Origin of the sequence: Herbidospora daliensis (assembly GCF_001570585.1) — a bacterium.
GTDB lineage: Bacteria > Actinomycetota > Actinomycetes > Streptosporangiales > Streptosporangiaceae > Herbidospora > Herbidospora daliensis.
Genome location: NZ_BBXF01000001.1, coordinates 137,038 through 153,517 on the forward strand (window position 1 = coordinate 137,038; position 16,480 = coordinate 153,517).

Genomic DNA, 16,480 nt, shown 5'->3' on the forward strand with positions numbered 1-16,480 from the left:
CCGGCCGGCCCCCGGAGCTCGTCCGGGGGCCGGTTCCCGGCTGTCAGAAGTCGAAGTCGTCGATGTTGCCGGCGTCGAACACGGTCGGCTTGCCCAGCAGGACCTCGCCGCCCGCGCCCACCGTGTACTCGCCGAGCTTGCCCGCCTTGAACCTCTCCCCCTCGGCCCCCGTGATCTGCCCGGAGGCCAGCGCGGCGGCGGCGTAGCCGGCCAGGTAGCCGAGGTCGCCGGGGTTCCACAACTCGAAGCCCTCGATGGTGCCGTCCTTGACGAAGGCGCGCAGCTGGTTGGGGGTGCCCAGGCCGGTGAGCCGGACCTTCCCCTTGAAGTCGGAGTCGGACAGGTAGCGCGCGGCGGCGGCGATGCCGACGGTGGTCGGGGAGATGATGCCGGCCAGGTCGGGGTAGCTGCGCAGCAGGCCCTGGGTCTCGGTGAACGACTTCTGGTCGTCGTCGTTGCCGTAGGCGACCTTCACCAGCTCCATGTCCTTGTACTCGGGCTTGGTCAGCTCGTCCTTCATGAACTCGATCCAGGTGTTCTGGTTGGTCGCGTTCGGGGTGGCCGACAGGACGGCGATCTTGCCCTTGTGGCCGATCTGATCGGCGAGCAGCTGGACCTGGGTGCGGCCGAGGTCTTCCGCGCTGGCCTGGTTGACGAAGACGTGCCGGCCGTCGGGGGCGGTGTCGGAGTCGTAGGAGACCACCTTGATGCCCGCCGCCATGGCCTGCTTGAGCGCCGGGACGACCGCGTTGGGGTCGTTGGCGGAGATGACGATGGCGTCCTGCCGCTGCTGGATCAGCGTGTTGATGTAGGAGACCTGCGACGACGCGCTCGCCTCCGACGGGCCGACCTCCTTGCCCTCGCCGCCGAACTCCTTGGTGGCCGCGACGCCGTCGCGGTCGGCGATGGTGAAGTAGGGGTTGTTGACCTGCTTGGGCAGGAAGGCGATCTTCAGGCCGGGTTTGATCGGGGCGTTCGGGTCGGCGGCGGCGGGGGCCGACGACGTCGCCGGCGCCGCGCCGCGCTCGGCGGCCACGTCGGACCTGGTCGTGCCGCCGCAGGCCGTGGCCAGCAGCGCGAGCCCCGCCAGGAGGGCGATCGGACGCTTCATTGGACCGGTTTCCTTTCCAGACGGACTTTCAGGTTCGGTGCGAGCACCGAGGCGACGAGCAGCACGCCCGTCACGACGTTGAGGACCTCGTTGGCGACGTCGGCGAGGATGAGCGCGTTGCGGACGACGGCCAGCAGCAGCACGGCCGCGACCACGCCCGCGAGGGTGCCGCGTCCACCGAAGATCGACACCCCGCCCAGCAGGACGGCGGCCACGACGGCCAGTTCCAGCCCGACGCCGTTGTCGGCGCGGGCGCTGGCGTACCGGAAGGTGAACACGAGCGAGGCCAGGCCGGCCATCGCCCCGGACGCGACGAACAGCCAGAACTTGATGCGCCTGACCCGGATCCCGGCGAAGTAGGCGGCCTCCTCGTTGGCGCCCAGCGCGGTGATCGCCCGGCCGAGGCCGGTCGCGTGCAGCAGGATCCCGGCGGCGACGGCGAGCACCGCGACCAGCAGGGTCATGAGCGGGATCGGCCCGATGGCCTGGGTGGCCAGGCTCGTGTACGCGGGCGGCAGGTCGGCCACCGCCTGGTCGCCGAGGACGACGTAGGCCAGCCCCCGGTAGAGGGCGAAGGTGCCGATGGTGACGGCCAGCGAGGGCAGCCCGAGCCGGGTGACGAGGAGCCCGTTCAGCGCGCCCGCGAGCGCGCCGGTGACGAGGCAGATCGGCATGATCGTCTCGATGGGGAGGCCGGCGGTCCAGAGCCGCCCGAGCACCGCGCAGCAGAGCCCCAGCGTGGACGCGACCGAAAGGTCGATCTCGGCGGCGACGACCACCAGGGTCATCGTCAGCGCCATGAGGGCGATCTCGGTGACGTCCAGGAGCAGGAAGGCGACGTTGGAGCCGTTGGCGAAGCCGTCGACGCCGAACGAGGCGGCGACGGTGGCGGCGGCGAGCAGGGCGACGACGAGGGTCTCCCAGCGGTCAGCGCGCATCGCGGAGCCTCCGTCTCCTCAGGGCCCGCGCGACCCGCAGCGCGAGCAGGCGGTCGAGCATGATGGCGGCCAGGATCAGCGCGCCGTTGACGGCGGTCTGCGCGAGCGCGTCGACCCGCAGGACGGCCAGGGCGCTGGTGATGCCCGACAGCAGCAGCGCGCCGAGCGCGGCGCCGTAGACGGTGCCCGACCCGCCGAAGATGGCGACCCCGCCGACGACCACGGCGGCGATGACGTCGAGTTCCTTGCCGGTGGCGACCGTGGCGTCGACGGTGCCGAACCGGGCCGCCCACATGACCCCGGCGAGCCCGGCCAGCGCCCCGCAGGCCGTGAACGCCGACACGACGCGCCGGCGCACCGGGATGCCGGCCAGCACGGCGGCCTCGGGGCTGGAGCCGATGGCGTAGAGCTCGCGGCCCTGCGGCAGGTTGCGCAGCGCCCACCCGGCGGCGAGCAGCACCGTGAGCGCGACCAGCACCGGCAGCGGCACGCCGAGCACGTCGGCCGAGCCGAGGCGCAGGAATCCCGGCGGCAGGTCGGCGGCGTTGACCTGGCGGCCGCCCGCCCAGGCGTGGTCGACGCCCCTGACGGCGTAGAGGGTGCCGAGGGTGGCGACCAGCGCGGGGACCCGGGCGACCCCGACGAGCAGGCCGTTGACCACGCCGCACGCCGCGCCGAGGAGCACGCACCCGGCGACGACCAGCGGGATCGGCACCCCGGGGTGGTCGGCCAGGACCAGCGCGCCCCCGAAGGCGCTGATCCCGACGACCGAGCTGACCGACAGGTCGACGTTCCGGGTGACGACCACGAGCGTCTGGCCGACGGCGAGGGTGGCGATGACGGCCGAGTTGAGCAGGATGTCGCGCAGCCCCGACGGGGAGAGGAAGGCGGGGTTGACGGCCCCGGTGACGCCGAACAGCACGACCAGCGCGACGACGATGCCGAGTTCCCTGACCCGGGCGACGCGCTCGGCGAGGCCGCCGGAGGTCGCGGCGGTCGCGGCGGTCGCGGCGGTCACGCGGGCCTCCCGGTCGCGGCGGCCACCACACGTTCCTCCGACGCCTCCGCGCGAGGCAGGTCGGCGACGAGCCGTCCCTCGTGCATGACGAGCACCCGGTCGGCCATGCCGAGCACCTCGGGCAGCTCCGAGGAGATCATCAGGACCGCCAGGCCCTCGGCCGCCAGTTCCGACAGCAGGCGGTGGACCTCGGCCTTGGTGCCGACGTCGATGCCGCGGGTGGGTTCGTCGACGATCAGCACGCGGGGCCGGCGGGCCAGCCACTTGGCCAGCACCACCTTCTGCTGGTTGCCGCCCGACAGGACCGTGACGGCGTCGGTGAGGCCGGCGTACTTCACCTGGAGGCGGATCGCCCAGTCGGCCGCGCGGGCGCGTTCGGCGGCGCGGGAGAGCAGGCCCCATCTCAGGTTCGTCAGGCCGATGTTGCGCTCGATCGACAGGTCCATCACGAGGCCCTGCTGCCGCCGGTCCTCCGGGACCAGCGCCACCCCGGCGGCCATGGCCTCGGTGGGGCTGCCGCCGCGTAATCGGCGTCCGCCGACGTGGACGGAGCCGGCGTCCCGGCGGTCGACGCCGAACACCGCGCGGGCGACCTCGCTGCGGCCCGCGCCGACCAGCCCGGCCAGCGCGGCGATCTCGCCCGCGCGGACCTCGAAGGAGACGTCGGTGAAGACGCCCTCGCGGGTCAGCCGCTCGACCTTCAGCGCCACCTCGCCGGGTGCGGCGGGCTGTTTCGGGAACAGCGCCGCCAGGTCGCGGCCGACCATGCGCCGGACCAGGTCGTCGGGGGTGAGGTCGGCGAGCAGGTCGGTGGCGACGACGGCGCCGTCCCGCAGGGTCGTCACCCGGCGGCACAACGCGAACATCTCGTCGAGGCGGTGCGACACGAACAGCACCGCGCACCCCTGGTCGCGCAGCGAGCGGGCCACCCCGAACAGGCGCGCCACCTCGGGGCCCGAGAGGGCGGCGGTCGGTTCGTCCATGACCAGGACGCGGGCGTCCCGCGACAGCGCCTTGGCGATCTCGACGAGCTGCTGGTCGGCGATCGACAGGCCGCGCGCGGGCCGGGCGGGGTCGAGGGGCACGCCGAGCCGGGCGAACAGGTCGAGGGCGCGGGTGCGCATCGCCCGCCGGTCGACGCGCCCGAACGAGCGGCGGGGATGGCGGCCCATGAAGATGTTCTCGGCGACCGACAGGTCGGGGAAGAGCGTGGGCTCTTGGTAGATGACGGCCACCCCGGCCGCCTGGGCGTCGGCGGGGCCGTGGAACTCGACCGGAGCGCCGTCGAGGAGCAGGGTGCCCCCGTCGGGGCGGTGCACCCCGGAGAGGATCTTGACGAGGGTCGACTTGCCCGCCCCGTTCTCCCCGGCCAGGGCGTGCGCCTCGCCGGGGGCCAGGTCGAGGGACACCTCGCGCAGGGCGCGGACGGCGCCGAAGGACTTGCTCACCTCCCGCAGCGCGAGCATGCGACCTCCCGGTCCAGAAAAACGTTTCAAATTTGACCGGACAGTAGATGAGCGTTACTGCGGCGTCAATAGCGGATTTCCGGGGTATTGCGCATAATAGAAGCGCTCACGTTGCCTCTTGGCGCTTATTACGTTTTAATCAACGTCCATGAGCGACGTGGGGATCAGGGATGTCGCCGCCCGAGCCGGCGTCTCGCCCGGCACCGTGTCCAACGTGCTCAACCGGCCGGAGAAGGTGTCGCCCGCGACCCGCGCGAAGGTCGAGGCGGCGGTCCGTGAGCTGGGGTTCGTGCGCCACGGGTCGGCGTCCACGCTGCGGGCCGGGCACAGCAAGACCATCGGCCTGTCGGTGATCGACATCGGCAACCCGTTCTTCACCGACGTCACGGCCGGGGTCGAGGAGGTCGCCAGCGACCTCGGCTACGCCGTCATCCTGAGCAACTCGGCCGGGTCCCGGGCCAAGGAGGAGCGCAACCTGCTCGTGCTGGCCGAACAGCGGGTGCGCGGGGTGCTGATCACCCCCTCCGACGAGGACCTCGATCGGCTCGACCGGCTGCGCGCGCGGGGCATCGCGGTCGTCCTGGTCGACCACCCGGCCCACTGCCCCGACCAGTGCTCGGTCGCGGTCAACGACATCGGCGGGGGCATGACGGCGGTGCGCCACCTGACCGACACCGGCGCGAAGTCGATCGTGTACGTCACGGGCCCGCTCACCATCCGCCAGTGCCTCGACCGCAGGGCGGGCGCCGAACGCGCCTACGGCCGCCCGCTGCCGGTGATCGAGATGGCCGCGATGACCCCCCGCGCCGGTCAGCAGGCGGCCGAGAAGCTGCTCTCCGAGGGCGACCTGCCCGACGCCGTGTTCTGCGCCAACGACCTGCTCGCGCTCGGCCTGATGCGCGGCCTCACCCACGCGGGGGTCCGGGTGCCGGGCGACGTCGCGGTGATCGGCTACGACGACATCGACTTCGCGGCGGCCTCGGCGGTGTCGCTGACCTCGATCCGCCAGCCCACCCACCAGCTCGGCCGGGTGGCGACCGAACTGCTGCTCGACGAGTGCGACAACCCGGCCACCCACGCCCACCAGCAGATCATGTTCCAGCCCGAACTGGTGGTGCGCGAGTCGACCCAGGGTCAGGCGGGCAGGGCCTCGTTCGACAGGTAGACCCATGCGGAGATCCCCGACTTGAGGGTGACGAGGCGGCGGGCGTACTCGACGCCCTCGTAGGCGTCGGCGGCGGCCAGTTCCTCGGCGCTGAGCTGGTAGATGACGCCCAGCACCTCTTCACCGGGCGAGCGCCGCACGATGGGGAACGTGCCGCCGGTGAGCGTGATCGTGGTCAGGCGGTGGTTCGGCAGCGCGTCGGGGCGACCTTCCAGGCGGCGGCCGAACTGGGCGAGCTGCACCCGTTCGAGCTGGAGGGTGCCGTAGGAGAACAGAAAGATCACCCGCCCAGTGTGCCAGTGAGCAGCGTCTTGCCGACGACCGCCCGGCCCTCCATGGCGGCGTGCGCCGCCGCCGCGCCGGCCAGCGGGAACGTCTGCCCGATGACGGGCTTGAGCACGCCTTCCGCCGTCAGCCGCAGCGCCTCGGTGAGGTGGCGGACCCGGTCGTCCTTCGACAGTTGCGCGACCTCGATGCCGGTCGCGGTGACGTCGCCGCGCCCGACCGTTGTGAAGGCGCCCCCGGCGGCGCCGTGGGCGGAGAACCGGCCGCCGGGCTCGACCAGGGGGACCGCGCGGGCGCCGAGCGCGCCGCCGACGTTGTCGAGCACGACGTCGGCGCGCGGCCACTCGGGGTCGGCCGCGTCGACGAGCAGGTCGGCGCCGAGCCCGTCGAGCAGTGGCAGCTTGGCGGCCCGCGCGACCGCGATGACCGTCGCCCCCCGGGCCCGCGCGAGCTGGATCTCCAGCACCCCGAGCCCGCCACTGGCCCCCACCACGAGCACGGTGTCCGAGGGGCCGATCCCGGTCGCCTCGAACAGCGCGAGCGCGGTCGTGGCGTCGTGCAGCAGGGCGGCGGCGTCGGGCGTCGTGACGCCGTCGGGGATCGCCACCACCGAGACGGCCGCCGCTTTGGAGGCGTAACCGCCGTAGCCGTCCGTGTACCCGGCCACCCTCCGGCCGTGCGGGTCGGTGCCGGCCACTCCACCGCCGGGGACGTACGGCGGCCGGATCGGCCAGAAGTCGCGTCCCAGCCCCGACCGGACCACGGTCTCCAGGAGGAGGGTGTCGGAGACCTCCACGTCGACCAGGGCCTCGCCGTCGCCGGGGACCGGGTCGGCCGTCTCCACGAGTTCCAGCACGTCGGGGCCGCCGAACCGGGTCACCATCGCCACTTGTGTCGTCATGTGCGGCAGACTAGAAGTTCAACATTTGTTGAAGTCAACCCTCGGGAGGCCCTGATGACGCTCACGGTCGGAGACCTGGCCCGCGCGAGCGGCGTCGCCCCGTCGGCGGTCCGCTTCTACGAGGCCCACGGCCTGCTGGCGGCCGAGCGGACCTCGGGCAACCAGCGGCGTTTCCGGGAGTCCGACGTGTGCCGGACCAAGGTCATCCGCGTCGCCCAGCGGGTCGGCCTGTCGGTGGCGGAGATCAAAGAGGTCCTGGACGACCTCCCGCCGGCCCCCTCCCCCGGCGACTGGATGCGCCTGGCGGAGAGTCTCGTCGCCGAGGCGCAGCGCCGGATCCGCCACCTGGAGCAGGTCCTCGGCGAGATCACCGGCGGCGGGAAGCTCTGCGAAACGGAAGAGCCGGCCGCCATGGGCGGCCGGCTCCGGGATCACTTGGCGTAGCGGCGGCGGAAGCGCTCGACGCGCCCGGCCGAGTCCACCACGCGGTTCTTGCCCGTGTAGAACGGGTGGCTGGCGGAGCTGACGTCGACGTCGACGACCGGGTAGGTCTGACCGTCCTCCCACTCCACCGTCTTGTTCGACCGCACCGTCGACCGGGTCAGGATCGCGAAGCCCGCGCTCGGGTCGCGGAAGACCACGGGACGGTACTCGGGGTGGATGCCCTTCTTCATGCGCTAGCGCTCCTCTCGGAAGGTCACGTGCTGCCGGATGACGGGGTCGTACTTGCGCAACTCCATCCGGTCGGGGTCGTTGCGGCGGTTCTTCCTGGTCACATAGGTCACGCCGGTACCGGCGGTGGACCGCAGCCGGACCAGCGGACGGAGCTCACTTCGCTTCACGGGATCGAAAACCGTTTTCAATGGCCGGATATTCCCGCCCTTGTCCGCCGGTAGTAGGACCACCCGGCGAGCGGGAGGGCGACCGTCCAGGCGAGGAAGAGCGGCAGCCCGACGAAGGCCCCGGTCAGCGTGAAGGGGTCGGCCGGGCTCGCCTCGGCGACGGCCCGCGGGATCCGGAACGGCAGCGTGAGCGAGTAGCCGACCAGCACGAGAGAGCCCAGGACAGCCGGGGTGAGCGGCACCCACGGGTGGACGCGGCGGCCGCCCAGCACCGGGACCCACGCGGGGTAGACCAGTCCCCACCTGCTGATCAGCCCGAGTGACAGGACCCCGCCCAGCAGGGCCAGCAGCGACAGGACCCCGAGGTAGAGGGCGCCGGCGGGGACGCCCAGGATGCCGTCCTCCGGGTAGCCCTCGGTGCCGTTGGCGCGCCCGTGGTACCAGGCGTCGAAGCTCGCCTCGTTGGCGAGGAAGGGGATGCCGAGCATCCAGGGGATGTGCAACGGCACGAAACCGAGGACGGGCGCCGCCCAGCCCACCGTTCCGGCCACCCGCGCCCATCGGGGCGGCGGGGGAACCGTCGTCAGCGTCATGGCCGTAGCATCCACGCGACCGCCTGTGACCGGCCTGAGAGACGCTGATGATCCTCTCAGCCGGCCCTCCTCAGGAGTCGAGCACGGCGGCGACGGCTTCGATCTCGACGAGCTGGCCCTCGTATCCGAGCACGGTGACCCCCATCAGGGTGCTCGGCACGTCGTGCTCGCCGAAGGTGTCCCGGACCACCTGCCAGGCGGTGACCAGATCCTCCCGCAGGGTGGACGCGACGAGCACCCGCGTGCTGATGACGTCCCGCAACGACGCGCCGGCGTCGGCGAGGGCGGTCTGCATGTTCTCGATCGCCTTGGCCGCCTGGGCCGCGTAGTCGCCGGGCGCCGCCGTCGAGCCGTCGTCGTTCAGGGGGCACGCCCCGGCGAGGAAGATGAGCCGCGACCCGGCGGGCGCGGTGGCCGCGTAGGCGTACTGAGCCACGTCGGACAGGGAAGCGGACCGAATCAAAGTGACGGCGCTGGACATGGGCCCCAATGCTGGCACGGGCCGACGCCCGCCGCCTCCCCATTTCCGAAGCGTCGCCGTTATCGATTTGTGACTTTCGGCGCTCTTTGAAACCTCCCCGCAACAATCTACGGTGCGGGATAACGTTATCCCACTTCCGCCGTCCGGGCCACCACGGAAAGGCATCTCCATGATCAGATCGCGTGGCTTCGCCATGGCCACCGCGCTCGCCCTGCTCGCCGGCCTGTCCACGGCGACGCCGGCGCAGGCCGCCACCCCCACCGCCGACCAGCAGTGGAGCGCCGTCCAGTCGCTCGTCGGGGCGGTGAAGGGCCGCTGGACCAACCAGGCCTACACCGGCTCGGTCACCGACACGATGCCCGACACCGCGCTCCTCGGGAACGGCGACGTCGGCGTCGTCTCGGGCGGCGGCGACGGGTTCAAGACGTTCCGGATCGCCAAGGGCGACTTCTGGACCGCCAGCAACAACCGGTCGCTCGTCGCGCTCGGGTCGGTCTCGATCAACCCGGTGAGCAGCAGCGGGTCGCCGAACCTGGCGCTCGGGTCGACGGCGACGGCGTCCAGTTCGCACTCCTCCTTCCCGCCGAGCCGGGCCGTCAACGGCGGCTGGGGCTCCGGCTACGAGGGCTGGGTCTCCACCATCGGCAAGCCGCAGACCATCACCCTCGACCTGGGGTCGGCCAAGACCTTCACCCGGTACGTCCTGCGCCACGACGCCGCCGCCCGCCCCAACGAGACGGCCAACACCACCAAGAGCTGGACGTTCCAGACCAGCGAGAACAACTCCAGCTGGACCACCCGCGACACCGTCACCGCCAACACCGCCGCCACGACCGACCGGACCGTCGGCACGATCACCGCCCGGTACGTGCGGCTGGTGATCAGCGAGCCCACCCAGGGGACCACCTCCGACAGCACGACCAACCCCCGGGCGCGCATCGGCCAGTTCGAGCTGTACAACGGGACCGGCAGCGGCGGCGGGAGCACCTCGTTCCTGGAGGAGCAGAACATCCTCAAGGGCGACGTCGACACCACGATGAGCCTCGGCGGCGCGCCCGTGACCATGCGGACGTGGGTGGGCGCCACCGACAACCTGGTCGTCACCCGCATCCAGGCCAGCGCCGCCACCACGATCAGGGTCTCGAACACCACCCAGATCCAGAACGGCCGGTCGGGCTTCACCAGCACGTCGGGCACCTCGGGCGGCACGATCTGGGCGGCCCGGCAGACCTCCTCGGGCCAGTGGACCTCCCGCGCGGCCATCGCCACCCGCGTCATCGGCGGCACCCAGTCGGTCGCGAACAACCAGATCACCGTCGCCATCCCGGCCGGCGGCGTGGTGAACGTCGTCACGGGCGTCGCCGGCGGCGGCACCAGCACCAGCGACCCGGCCCCGGCCGCGCGCGGCCTCGCCGACGCGCAGTCGGCCTCCAGCGTCGACACGCAGTACGCCGCCCACCTCGAATGGTGGAAGCAGTACTGGCTGAAGTCCTACGTCGACCTCGACGACGACGTGCTGGAGCGCTACTACTACGCCGCCCAGTACTTCATCGGCTCCGCCAGCCGCGCCGGGAAGACCGCGCCGGGCCTGTTCGGCATCTGGGCCACGACGGACTATCCGTTGTGGGGCGGCGACATGCACCTGAACTACAACTGGATCGCCAACTTCTACGGCGTCTACTCCTCCAACCGCCCCGAGCTGGCCCTGCCGGTGTTCGACCTGGTCAGCGCCTACCTGCCGGAGGCCCGCCGGCGGGCCACGCAGGACCTGAGCCGGGTCAACTCCGGCTACGTGAACGGCCGTTTCCCGGGCGGCGGGGTGCCGTCGGGGGTGCTGTTCCCGGTCGGCATCGCGCCGAACGGCTCGACCGCCGACGACAACTACCACCAGCAGGTCGGCAACAGCCTGTTCACCGCGACCCAGTACGTCGCCTACTGGCAGTACACCCGCGACCAGACGTGGCTCTCGCAGCGGGGTTATCCCTTCATGAAGGAGGTCGTCACGTTCTTCCAGTACTGGCTGCAGCTGGAGAACAACCGGTTCAACCTCTACTCGGGCCCGCACGAGGGCACCTGGGCCCGCAACTCCGGCGCCGACCTGGGCATGCTGCGCACGCTGCTGACCACCACGATCGACGCGAGCACCCGGCTGAACGTCGACTCGGGCCTCCGGGCCACCTGGCAGGACATGCTGAACCGGCTCGCGCCGGTCCCGCGGACGACGTACAACGGCGTGCAGGTGTTCGCGCTCGGCGACCCCGGCACCCTGAGCGACGGGCGGGCCATCCGGCCCGGCGACAACACCGTCAACCTGGAGTTCGTGCACCCCGGTGAGGCGCTGGGCATCAACGGCCCGGCGGCCGACCGCCAGGTCGCGATCCAGACCCTCGACGCGATGAACTCCTGGGGCCAGGACAACTCCTTCCCCAAGGTCTTCACCCAGGCGGCGCGGGTCGGCTACCCGGCCCAGTCGCTCATCGACCGGCTGAAGACCCAGATCGCCAACCGGTCGGCGGCCAACCTGCGGGTGACCGACCCGCACCACGGCCTGGAGAAGTCGGGCACCGTCGAGGCGATCAACAGCCTGCTGCTGCAGAGCGACCTCGGGATCATGCGGGTCTTCCCGGTCTGGCCGTCGGGCAGGAACGGCTCGTTCGTGAAGCTGCGCGCCAAGGACGGCTTCGTGGTCTCGTCGGCGCGGGAGAACGGGCAGGCGGCCTACGTCGACGTCACCAGCACGGCGGGCGCGCAGCTGCGGCTGCAGAACCCGTGGCCGGGACGCGGCGTGAGCGTCGTCCGGGTCGGCGGCGGGTCGGTGTCGCCGTCGGTGAGCAACGATGTCATCACTTTCTCCACCGTTGCGGGGGCGACCTACTCGATCACAGCCAACTAGATCACCCGAAAGGCCGGTCACCACGTGTGGCCGGCCTTTTCTGCGCGCAAAAAAGACAAACTATCTTGCAAGAAGACGACGACCCCCCTACCAAATACCGGCATACGCGACAAAAGCCCCGAATAGCAAGGGCTTGACAGGACTTGAGGGCAATGCAACTCTCGCAAGCATGTTACAAGAATATGAAAATAGATTCGAGTAACTCGAATGCAGAGTGGTCGTAAATCAGCAAGCGTCGACAAAGCCTTCGAGCTGGTGCACGCCGTCTCCGACGCCGGGCGCGGCGGGATCACGCTGGGCGCGCTCGCGAACCGCGCCGGGATCGCCGTCAGCACCGCCCACCGGTACGTGACGTCCCTGCTCGAACTCGGAGTGCTCGACCGCGACGCGGCCGGGTCCTACCGGCTCGGGGTCACCCTGATCATGCTGGCCGGGCAGTACCTCGACGAGGACGGCCTGCGCGCCGCCGCCCGGCCCTACCTGGCCGAACTGGTGGAGCTGAGCGGGGAGACCGTGCACCTCGGGGTGCTGGTCGGCGAGCAGATCGTGTACGTCGACAAGGTCGAGAGCGCGAAGTCGATCCGGCTCGTCTCGCACATCGGGAAGCGGGCGCCGCTCCACTGCACCGCCATGGGCAAGGCGATGCTCGCCCTGCTCGGCGCGGCCCGGCGCGACGAGATCCTCTCGGGGCCGCTGGAGGTGCGTACACCCAAGACCCTCACCGGGAACGCCCTGCTCGCCGAGCTGGGCGTGGTGCGGGACCAGGGCTTCGCGATCGACGACGAGGAGAACGAGGAAGGGGTGCGCTGCGTCGGGCTGGCGATCATGAACGCCTCCGGCGAGCCGGTCGGCGCGTTCAGCGTGTCGGCCCCGGCCGCGCGGTTCAGCCGCGACGACTGCCACCGCCTCGCCCCCAAGGCCCGTGCGATGGCCGCCGACATCAGCAAGCGGATCGGCGGGCGAACCCCCTATCGAAGGAGCAGTGCATGAGCATCCTGGTGCGGAACCCGGGGACCGGTGAGCCTCTCGGCGAGGTGCCCGACCTGAGCGCCGACGCAGTCGTGGCCGTCATCGCGGACGCGCAGAAGGGGCAGCGCGCGATGGCGGCCATGCCGGGTCACGAACGGGCGGCCCTGTTACGCCGGGTGGCCGACCTGATCGAGGGTGAGACCGAGTCGCTGGCCGGCCTGCTGGCGAGTGAGAACGGCAAGCCGTTGACGCAGTGCCGGGGCGAGGTCGAGGCCGCGATCCGGATCTGGCGCGGCTACGCGGCCGAGGCGACCCGGTTGTTCGGCCGGCAGACCCCGATGGACGCGGTGCCCGGCATGGAGCGCCACCTCGCGGTGACGATCCGCGAGCCGCTCGGCGTGGTGGCCGCGCTGGTGCCGTTCAACTACCCGGTCGAGTTGTACTCCCACAAGGCCGCCGCCGCGCTGGCCGCCGGGAACGCCGTGGTCGTGCAGCCGCCGGCCAAGTGCCCGCTGGCGCTGATCCGGGTCGCGGAGCTGGTCGAGGCGGCGGGCGCGCCCGCGTTCGCCCACCAGGTCGTCACCGGCGGCGTCGAGGTCTCCACCACGCTGGCCGAGGCGAAGGGCGTCGCCGCGATCACGCTCACCGGCAGCACCAACGCCGGCCGGGCCGTCGCCAAGCTGGCCGCGGGCACCCTGAAGAAGGTCTTCCTGGAGCTCGGCGGCAACGACGCGATGATCGTCTGCGACGACGCCGACGTCGAGGCCGCCGCCACCGCCGTCACCCTCGGGCGGCTGGCCCGCGGCAACGGCCAGATCTGCTGCGCGGTCAAGCGGGTGTACGTCCAGGACGGCGTCCACGACGCCTTCGTCGCCGAGCTCTCGGCCCAGGCGGCCAAGCTGGTCGTCGGCGACCAGCTGGACGACGGCACCGACGTCGGGCCGCTGATCACCGAGCAGGCCGCGGAGGAGGTCGAGAAGGCCGTCGGCCGGCTCGTCGGCGAGGGCGCGCGGCTGGTCGTCGGCGGCGGCCGCCGGGGCTCGTTCGTCGACCCGGTCGTGCTCGTCGACGTGCCGGTCGAGAGCCCGACGTTCGCGGAGGAGATCTTCGGGCCGGTCGCGCCGATCGCCCGGTTCTCCGACCCGCGCGAGGCCGCCGCGCTGGTCTCCGACTCCCCCTACGGGCTGCACGCCTCGGTGTTCACCCGCGACGTGTCGCGCGCGTTCACCCTGGCCAAGCTGCTCGACGTCGGCGGCGTGATCGTCAACGGGTCGACCGCGATCCGGGCCGAGAACCTGCCGTTCGGCGGCACCAAGGACACCGGCGGCTATCGCGAGGGCCTGCACGAGACCGTGCTCGACTTCACCCGCCAGAAGACCGTCCTGGTCATGGAGGCGTTCGGATGAGCCTTGAGCTCCGGGACGTCCGGAAGAGCTACGGCGACGTGGAGGTGCTCCACGGCGTCGACCTCGTCGGGCGCGACGGCGAGGTCCTCGCCGTCGTCGGGGCCAACGGCGCGGGCAAGTCGACCCTGATCCGGATCTTCTCCGGGGCGCACGCGATGTCCTCCGGCGAGATGCGCGTCGACGGCGAGGTCGTGCACCTGCGCTCGCCGCACGACGCGCACGAGCGCGGCATCCGCACGGTCTACCAGGAGCTGTCGATCGTGCCGGGCCTGTCGGTCACCGAGAACCTGCTGATGGGCCAGTTCCCGAAGCGCAGGTCGGGCCTGATCGACTGGCCCGCCGCGCACCGCAAGGCCAAGGAACTGCTCGACGCCGCCGGATTCGGCGCCATCGAGCCGCGCACGATCGCCGGCCGCCTCACCGTCGCCCGCCAGCAGATGGTGGAGATCGCCAAGGCGCTGGCCGGCGAGGTCAGGGTGCTGGTCCTGGACGAGCCCTCGGCGGTCCTGGCCGGCAGCGACCTCGACGCGCTGTTCGACCTGATCCGGCGGCTGAAGGCGCGCGGGGTCCTGGTCGTGTACGTCTCCCACCGCCTCGCCGAGGTCATGGAGCTGGCCGACTCGATCGTCGTCATCAAGGACGGCGTGATCATCGAGACGACCGAGCCCGCCCGCACCTCGGAGGACGAGCTGATCCGGCTGATGGCCGGGCGGCGGCTCGAACAGATCTATCCCGACAGGCGGCCGGAGGCGGGCGAGGCCCGGCTGTCGGTCAGCGGCCTGTCGCGGCCGGGCGAGTTCGCCGACGTCTCCTTCGAGCTGCGGTCCGGCGAGATCGTCGGCCTGTTCGGCCTCGTCGGCTCCGGGCGCAGCGAGATGGCCCGGTGCGTGTTCGGCGCCGAGCCCCCCGCCGCCGGAACGGGGGCCTTCCGCTCCCCCGCCGACGCCATCTCCCACGGTCTGGCGTTCGTCACCGAAGACCGGAAGCGCACCGGTCTCGTGGGCGGCATGACCGTGACCGACAACATCGCCCTGGCGACCATGCGGGCCAGCACGAAGGGCCCGCTGATCGACATGCCGGGGCGTAAGGAAAGGGTCGCCGGGATGATCGACCGGCTCAGCATCCAGCCCGCCCGGTGCGCCACCATGCCGGTGGCCGCGCTCAGCGGCGGCAACCAGCAGAAGGCCGTGCTCGCCAAGTGGCTGCTGGCCGAGCCGAGGGTGCTCATCCTCGACGAGCCGACCCGGGGCGTCGACATGGCCACCCGGGTCGACATCTACCGGATGATCGACGCGCTGGCCCGCGAGGGCCTGGCCGTGCTGCTCATCTCCTCCGACCTGACCGAGGTGCTCGGCGCCACCGACCGCGTGCTGGTCATGCGCGAGGGCCGCCTCGCCGGTGAGCTGCGCTCCGAGGGCGCCACCGAGGACGAGGTGCTCGCGCACGCGATCGGGGTGGCCGCGTGAGCGTGAACGCGCTGCCCAAGATCTCCCGCGACCTGCTCGTCACGGCGGCGTTCGGGCTGCTCATCGTGGTGATGGTGGTCGTGGCCGCGGTGACGACCGAGTCGTTCCTCACCCAGGCCAACCTGACCAACCTGCTCAAGCAGATGGTCACCATCGGCCTGCTCGCCTACGGGATGCTGGTCGTCATCCTCACCGGCGGCATCGACCTGTCGGTCGGGTCGGTGGTGGCGTTCTCCGGCATCCTGACCGCCGGGATGGTGTCGAGCCTGCCCATCCCGGCCGCGATGGCCGTCGGCGTCGTGTCGGGCATCGGGTTCGGCCTGGTCAACGGCGTGCTGGTGGCCCGGTTCGGGCTCGCGCCGTTCGTGGTGACGCTCGCGTCGCTGACCACCATCAGGGGTCTGGCGTTCGTCTACTCCGAGGTGCCGATCGCGCCGGAGGACCCGGCGTTCTTCTCCCTCGGGTCGGCCATGGCCGGGCCGATCCCCGTCTCCACGCTCATCATGTTCGCCGTCTTCCTCGTCGGCGGCGTCTTCCTCACCCGCACCCCGGCCGGGCGGTCGATCATCGCGATCGGCGGCAACGCCGAGACCGTCCGCCTGGCCGGCATCAACGTGCGGCGGCACGTCGTGCTGGCGTACACCATCTCCGGCCTGTGCGCCGGGCTGGCCGGGGTGATCCTGGCCAGCCGCGTCGGCATCGCCCAGCCCAGCGTGGGCGTGGCGTTCGAACTCGACGCCATTGCCGCCTGCGTCATCGGCGGCGCCAGCCTCGCCGGCGGCAAGGGCTCCGTCCGCGCCACGTTCGGCGGCGTGCTCGTCCTGGTCCTGATCAACAACCTGCTGAACCTGTACGGCGTGCAGAGCTTCTGGCAGCAGGTCCTCAAGGGGTTGATCATCATCGCCGTCATCCTCGCCCAGCGCACCAACCGCGTGCGCGCGTAACC

At 71.6% G+C, this 16,480-nt stretch carries 17 protein-coding genes; 7 read left to right on the forward strand and 10 right to left on the reverse strand.

Features of this window, described 5'->3' with window-relative positions:
• Positions 1-43: 43 nt before the first annotated feature.
• The 4 genes from rhaS to AW274_RS00595 are packed head-to-tail and all read right to left on the reverse strand — an operon-like array spanning position 44 to position 4,533.
• Positions 44-1,111: a rhamnose ABC transporter substrate-binding protein gene (gene rhaS / locus AW274_RS00580; protein WP_062428290.1), complete on the reverse strand. Its 1,068-nt coding sequence runs from the start codon at positions 1,109-1,111 to the stop codon at positions 44-46.
• The gene (locus tag AW274_RS00585; protein WP_062428291.1) at positions 1,108-2,049 is read right to left on the reverse strand and encodes an ABC transporter permease; all 942 of its coding nucleotides are present in this window, start codon (positions 2,047-2,049) and stop codon (positions 1,108-1,110) included. Before AW274_RS00585 ends, rhaS begins: the two co-directional genes overlap by 4 nt.
• Complete coding sequence (locus AW274_RS00590; RefSeq protein WP_062428292.1) at positions 2,039-3,067, reverse strand: ABC transporter permease; 1,029 nt, start codon at positions 3,065-3,067, stop codon at positions 2,039-2,041. Before AW274_RS00590 ends, AW274_RS00585 begins: the two co-directional genes overlap by 11 nt.
• The gene (locus AW274_RS00595; RefSeq protein ID WP_062428293.1) at positions 3,064-4,533 is read right to left on the reverse strand and encodes a sugar ABC transporter ATP-binding protein; all 1,470 of its coding nucleotides are present in this window, start codon (positions 4,531-4,533) and stop codon (positions 3,064-3,066) included. The genes AW274_RS00590 and AW274_RS00595 overlap by 4 nt, the downstream gene beginning before the upstream one ends.
• A 148-nt stretch (positions 4,534-4,681) precedes the next feature.
• On the opposite strand from AW274_RS00595, the gene AW274_RS00600 reads away from it, so the two are divergent.
• The gene (locus AW274_RS00600; protein WP_062428294.1) at positions 4,682-5,698 is read left to right on the forward strand and encodes a LacI family DNA-binding transcriptional regulator; all 1,017 of its coding nucleotides are present in this window, start codon (positions 4,682-4,684) and stop codon (positions 5,696-5,698) included.
• Here AW274_RS00600 and AW274_RS00605 read toward each other — a convergent pair.
• Positions 5,668-5,982: a gamma-glutamylcyclotransferase family protein gene (locus AW274_RS00605; protein WP_062428295.1), complete on the reverse strand. Its 315-nt coding sequence runs from the start codon at positions 5,980-5,982 to the stop codon at positions 5,668-5,670. The genes AW274_RS00600 and AW274_RS00605 overlap by 31 nt on opposite strands.
• On the reverse strand, positions 5,979-6,884 hold the full coding sequence (locus AW274_RS00610; RefSeq protein ID WP_232319919.1) for a zinc-binding dehydrogenase: 906 nt from the start codon (positions 6,882-6,884) through the stop codon (positions 5,979-5,981). Before AW274_RS00610 ends, AW274_RS00605 begins: the two co-directional genes overlap by 4 nt.
• 54 nt (positions 6,885-6,938) lie before the next feature.
• On the opposite strand from AW274_RS00610, the gene AW274_RS00615 reads away from it, so the two are divergent.
• A complete protein-coding gene (locus AW274_RS00615) occupies positions 6,939-7,328 on the forward strand; it encodes a MerR family transcriptional regulator (protein ID WP_062428297.1) in 390 nt (129 codons plus the stop codon).
• Here AW274_RS00615 and AW274_RS00620 read toward each other — a convergent pair.
• The 4 genes from AW274_RS00620 to AW274_RS00635 all read right to left on the reverse strand — a co-directional run bounded on the left by AW274_RS00620 (position 7,316) and on the right by AW274_RS00635 (position 8,800).
• Complete coding sequence (locus AW274_RS00620; protein WP_062428298.1) at positions 7,316-7,558, reverse strand: type B 50S ribosomal protein L31; 243 nt, start codon at positions 7,556-7,558, stop codon at positions 7,316-7,318. The two genes, AW274_RS00615 and AW274_RS00620, sit on opposite strands and share 13 nt — an antisense overlap.
• 3 nt (positions 7,559-7,561) lie before the next feature.
• On the reverse strand, positions 7,562-7,726 hold the full coding sequence (gene rpmG, locus AW274_RS00625) for a 50S ribosomal protein L33 (protein ID WP_062428299.1): 165 nt from the start codon (positions 7,724-7,726) through the stop codon (positions 7,562-7,564).
• Between the two features lie 17 nt (positions 7,727-7,743).
• Entirely contained in the window at positions 7,744-8,319 is a 576-nt protein-coding gene (locus tag AW274_RS00630) for a hypothetical protein (protein WP_157519692.1), read from the reverse strand.
• Positions 8,320-8,389: 70 nt separating this feature from the next.
• Positions 8,390-8,800, reverse strand: coding sequence for a RidA family protein (locus AW274_RS00635; protein ID WP_062428301.1), 411 nt, complete (start codon positions 8,798-8,800; stop codon positions 8,390-8,392).
• A 169-nt stretch (positions 8,801-8,969) separates the two neighbouring features.
• Here AW274_RS00635 and AW274_RS00640 point away from each other — a divergent pair, with 169 nt between their 5' ends.
• From AW274_RS00640 to AW274_RS00660, 5 genes are all read left to right on the forward strand, one after another.
• Complete coding sequence (locus AW274_RS00640; protein ID WP_083973753.1) at positions 8,970-11,693, forward strand: discoidin domain-containing protein; 2,724 nt, start codon at positions 8,970-8,972, stop codon at positions 11,691-11,693.
• Positions 11,694-11,900: 207 nt separating this feature from the next.
• The gene (locus AW274_RS00645) at positions 11,901-12,683 is read left to right on the forward strand and encodes an IclR family transcriptional regulator (RefSeq protein WP_063813045.1); all 783 of its coding nucleotides are present in this window, start codon (positions 11,901-11,903) and stop codon (positions 12,681-12,683) included.
• Positions 12,680-14,068: an aldehyde dehydrogenase family protein gene (locus tag AW274_RS00650; protein ID WP_062428304.1), complete on the forward strand. Its 1,389-nt coding sequence runs from the start codon at positions 12,680-12,682 to the stop codon at positions 14,066-14,068. The genes AW274_RS00645 and AW274_RS00650 overlap by 4 nt, the downstream gene beginning before the upstream one ends.
• The gene (locus tag AW274_RS00655) at positions 14,065-15,534 is read left to right on the forward strand and encodes a sugar ABC transporter ATP-binding protein (RefSeq protein ID WP_062428305.1); all 1,470 of its coding nucleotides are present in this window, start codon (positions 14,065-14,067) and stop codon (positions 15,532-15,534) included. The genes AW274_RS00650 and AW274_RS00655 overlap by 4 nt, the downstream gene beginning before the upstream one ends.
• The gene (locus tag AW274_RS00660) at positions 15,531-16,478 is read left to right on the forward strand and encodes an ABC transporter permease (protein ID WP_198168958.1); all 948 of its coding nucleotides are present in this window, start codon (positions 15,531-15,533) and stop codon (positions 16,476-16,478) included. Before AW274_RS00655 ends, AW274_RS00660 begins: the two co-directional genes overlap by 4 nt.
• The last annotated feature ends 2 nt before the right edge of the window (positions 16,479-16,480 follow it).